A 3454-nucleotide genomic window follows, 5' to 3' on the forward strand; every position below is an offset into this window, starting at 1 on the left:
TGAGTCATGCTTTTCATAGAAGCCAATTTGTTCAAAAGCCTTTAAGAGATTTTGAAGCCGTGCTGGTGGAAGAATTTTGACATAATCTCGATCCGTATGATCTACAGCCCCTGCAATGTCTAAATGAGTAATAAAGTAGTATGAAACAGAATGACTAGAAAGTAAAAGATTACTAGGTATTTTGCAAGAGAATGGAAAAACTTTCTTCTCAGATGGTTGTATGTTAAAAGGAGTATGAAACGGAAAAACTTGAACCGTTTGGGTATAGTGATGATTTTTATAATAAAGACTCATCACCAACTCAATATCAATTTTGTTGATATGCTGTTCTACTGTTCCACCTTGGATGACAAGCTCTCCACTTACTTGTTCATCTAATACATACTCTTGTTTGTCTAAAATCAAATCTACTTTTGCCCCACCATGGCCTAATTTAGCTAAAAAATTTTTTAAGACCAATCGAGACTGTACCTCCAATATTTGGAATGTGTAAATCCAATTTGCTTTAATTTTAATATAAACTATGTCAAGTTAATGTTAAGATATTATTAATATTTATTTATACATGGTAATTATGCTGTAATTTTGTGCACTAGTAGGCATTTTTACCCTGTTCTATACACCAAAGTTTATGAAGCCTCGATGGATGAAGGAGCAGGAAGAAATTGATAAATACTGAGATCAATAGAGTTTAAACTTTATATTAGACCAAATTTGGCAGTTTTTTGGCAGTATTATGGCAACAACTGTTCGATATAACGTGTTAAGATGATAGTGTATCAAAGATTAACTATTGCTCGGATGATTCACCATCTATTCATTATCCGCTACCTTTTGGTGGCGGATTTTATTTAGATGATTAAACAGTTCAACGATAAATAATTCGATATAATTTAATATTTTTCATTTCAAACATAAATAAAATATTAAGAGGGTGAATTAATGAGTAATCAAATAAAAGGATTATTAGTAGCATTTGAGACAGATTTAAATGAGGTAGAAACACAGCGAATCATAGATGCGGGGTAGGAAGTGTCACAAAACAAGAATCAACTGTCCAGGATTGGATCATCGTGAGCAAATACGGCTGGAGATGAAAAAGAAGATTGCAGAGTTAATTACCTAAGTTATTACCAAAACGTTGTTTTTTTATTGGAGATGATATGAAAGGAGGAGAACAGTGCTTAATCTTTACTATATCTACCGACCTGCTACCCGAGAGTATTTGCAGTATTTCGATCAGTCAGGACCACATACAGTCTGGGGACATTTACTGTTTGCTTACCCATTTATAAGCCATAAGAAAGCCGAAAAAGTTGCTAAGGAAATTAGTCGGGCTGACAGGATTACTACCCAAGTGATCACAATCAAGGAAGTAGGGCGGAATACAATAGAGTGTGCTGTGGAGGTATAGAATTGGTTGAAGTGTATATCAAAAAAAGTCCCGATTTAGGGACTTATGTAAAGAGATATAGAGATAGAGTGCGGTGTAAATTAGAAAAAGATTACAAATCCTTTTCTACTTACATTTTATCCATATTATATGAATTTAACACAATGTGAGGTGGGTGATGGTATGTAGTGGGCAATAAATTGACGCCAAAACAACAACGGTTTGTAGAGGAATACCTGATTGACTTGAACGCTACACAGGCGGCCATCCGGGCGGGATATAGTAAGAAGACGGCTGAAGCGATAGCAAGCAGGTTGTTGAGAAATGTTAAGGTTCAAACCGCGATCCAACAGGCAAAAAAGGAACGCTCCGAACGAACTGTATCACGCAAGACATGGTCATCGAACAACTGAGAAAATTTGCTTTTCATACATCCGTGATGTAGTGACATGGAAGAACGGCAAAATTCAGATCCGTGACAGTGATGAAGTAGACGGGACGATCATCCAAGAGATCCAGGAGTCTATTTCCGAGTCCGGCCGAAACCTGAAGGTAAAGACCAACGACCGGATGAAGGCATTGGAGATGTTGGCCGAACACCTGGGCATGTTGATGATGCGCCGCAGAATAACAACACAAATATCGTAACAGAGAAGGTCCAGGAAGTTATGTATAACGAAGGATCTGATGTCTTGATTTTGAAGCGCGGTGAAAAATTGCCGTGGTAAATAAAGAAAGCTGGATGGATCCCTCTGTCCAGCTTTTTCATATGAACAATAAAAACTCAGGGTGATAAATCCCTAAGTTGTGAAGAGTTTTTATCATTTTTTAACCAGTTGGTGGGTCTGGATCTAGATTAACTCTTATTGAAATACATTTATTTTTGTTAAGCGTCAAAATTTCCTCCCTGTATAATCATCTATTGTTAATTATATCAACATTGTGTCAAAATGTCCCTGTCATGGATTTTTTGTATCTGAGTAGTCAAAAACTCGAACACCTGATTGCTAAATTTGATGCAACCCAGTTCTTAGGGTTCGGTCGTTCACCCGCTTCAACCGATTCAAAATTAGGATTATGCTCCTTTTGGACACGATTTTATTTATCACTCCCGGTTATCGCGACGGCGCAGACCTAAGAGTCCAAGCAGACCGGCCAATCCAATCCATCCCCAGTCATAATCGTCATCTTGAGTACCTGCGCCAGTCCGACGGATGTTATTCATCATACCGCGGCCCGTATTTTTGTCGTTGTCATTAACTTGAACAACTTGACCAGTAATTTCCGCCGAAACATGCGGGATCTGAATAGCAAAGACGGTCAGCATTACGGTGGACACAAATAAAGCAATAAACTTTTTCATGGTGATACCTTCCCTTCGGTTATGTTTACCTTTAGAATTCCATCCTTAATATTTTTTATACAGATGTTTGTATAGCTGTTTTCAATATGATCTGAGGTTTATTTTTTATAGAATACGAGCGAGAAAACCCCTTAGCTTCAGCTATGGGTATGAGAGTGAGCGTCGGACGGGGGAGGGTGTTCATCCTCTCGCAAGTCCAACATTTATTGTATAAAATAAGTTACTCTTTCATTAGGCTGAAAAGTGAAAACCAAGCAGTAGGTCTAGTTTGAAAAAACTTTTCACCGCTGGACTGGTGGGTTGAGCTTGGTGCATATCCTGTCAGTAGATGGGAATTCCCAAGAATTCCCTTTCGTTTACGCATGGGGAGTGGTCAACGCTATATATACAACGCAAAAGACTTTTTCCAGCAAGGGAAAGTGAACCTACAGCTCGCTCAACAAGCGATGCAAATGCCCGATAAGAAAGCTCTTCTGAATTTAGTATTATCAATGATTTAATGTTATCTAGGTTAAATAATATATAAAAAAGGAATCACCTAGTTTTGGTAATTCCTTTTTTATATATTCCTATCCTTCAATTTGTGTATTTGCATGAAGAGGGGGTGGAACTAGCCAACCTTTTTTCTTCATCAATTTTAACAATTTAGCTCCATATTGGGCTTCTTCCATATGAAACTGACCAAACAACATCGCAAT

6 protein-coding genes are annotated in these 3454 nt (G+C 37.7%); 3 read left to right on the plus strand and 3 right to left on the minus strand.

Going from position 1 to position 3454, the window contains the following annotated elements:
- Positions 1-459 (minus strand): sporulation protein (locus BMZ78_RS18210; RefSeq protein ID WP_175482567.1); only part of this gene is annotated, 459 nt, incomplete at its 3' end.
- 721 nt (positions 460-1180) lie between these two features.
- Between BMZ78_RS18210 and BMZ78_RS18215 the strand changes: the two genes are divergently transcribed.
- The 3 genes from BMZ78_RS18215 to BMZ78_RS19700 all read left to right on the plus strand — a co-directional run bounded on the left by BMZ78_RS18215 (position 1181) and on the right by BMZ78_RS19700 (position 2041).
- Positions 1181-1414 (plus strand): hypothetical protein, encoded by a 234-nt coding sequence (locus BMZ78_RS18215; protein ID WP_093231796.1) that lies wholly within the window; start codon positions 1181-1183, stop codon positions 1412-1414.
- A 167-nt stretch (positions 1415-1581) separates the two neighbouring features.
- Complete coding sequence (locus tag BMZ78_RS19445) at positions 1582-1806, plus strand: terminase small subunit (RefSeq protein WP_093231797.1); 225 nt, start codon at positions 1582-1584, stop codon at positions 1804-1806.
- Positions 1718-2041, plus strand: a complete 324-nt coding sequence (locus tag BMZ78_RS19700; protein ID WP_093231798.1) for a terminase small subunit — start codon at positions 1718-1720, stop codon at positions 2039-2041. The genes BMZ78_RS19445 and BMZ78_RS19700 overlap by 89 nt, the downstream gene beginning before the upstream one ends.
- 457 nt (positions 2042-2498) lie before the next feature.
- Here the strand turns inward: BMZ78_RS19700 and BMZ78_RS18230 are convergent, their stop codons facing one another.
- Positions 2499-2756, minus strand: a complete 258-nt coding sequence (locus BMZ78_RS18230) for a WGxxGxxG family protein (protein ID WP_093231799.1) — start codon at positions 2754-2756, stop codon at positions 2499-2501.
- A gap of 569 nt (positions 2757-3325) precedes the next feature.
- Positions 3326-3454 (minus strand): DUF3231 family protein (locus BMZ78_RS18235; RefSeq protein ID WP_139203371.1); only part of this gene is annotated, 129 nt, incomplete at its 5' end.

Origin of the sequence: Thermoflavimicrobium dichotomicum (genome assembly GCF_900114055.1) — a bacterium.
Classification (GTDB): Bacteria; Bacillota; Bacilli; order Thermoactinomycetales; family Thermoactinomycetaceae; genus Thermoflavimicrobium; species Thermoflavimicrobium dichotomicum.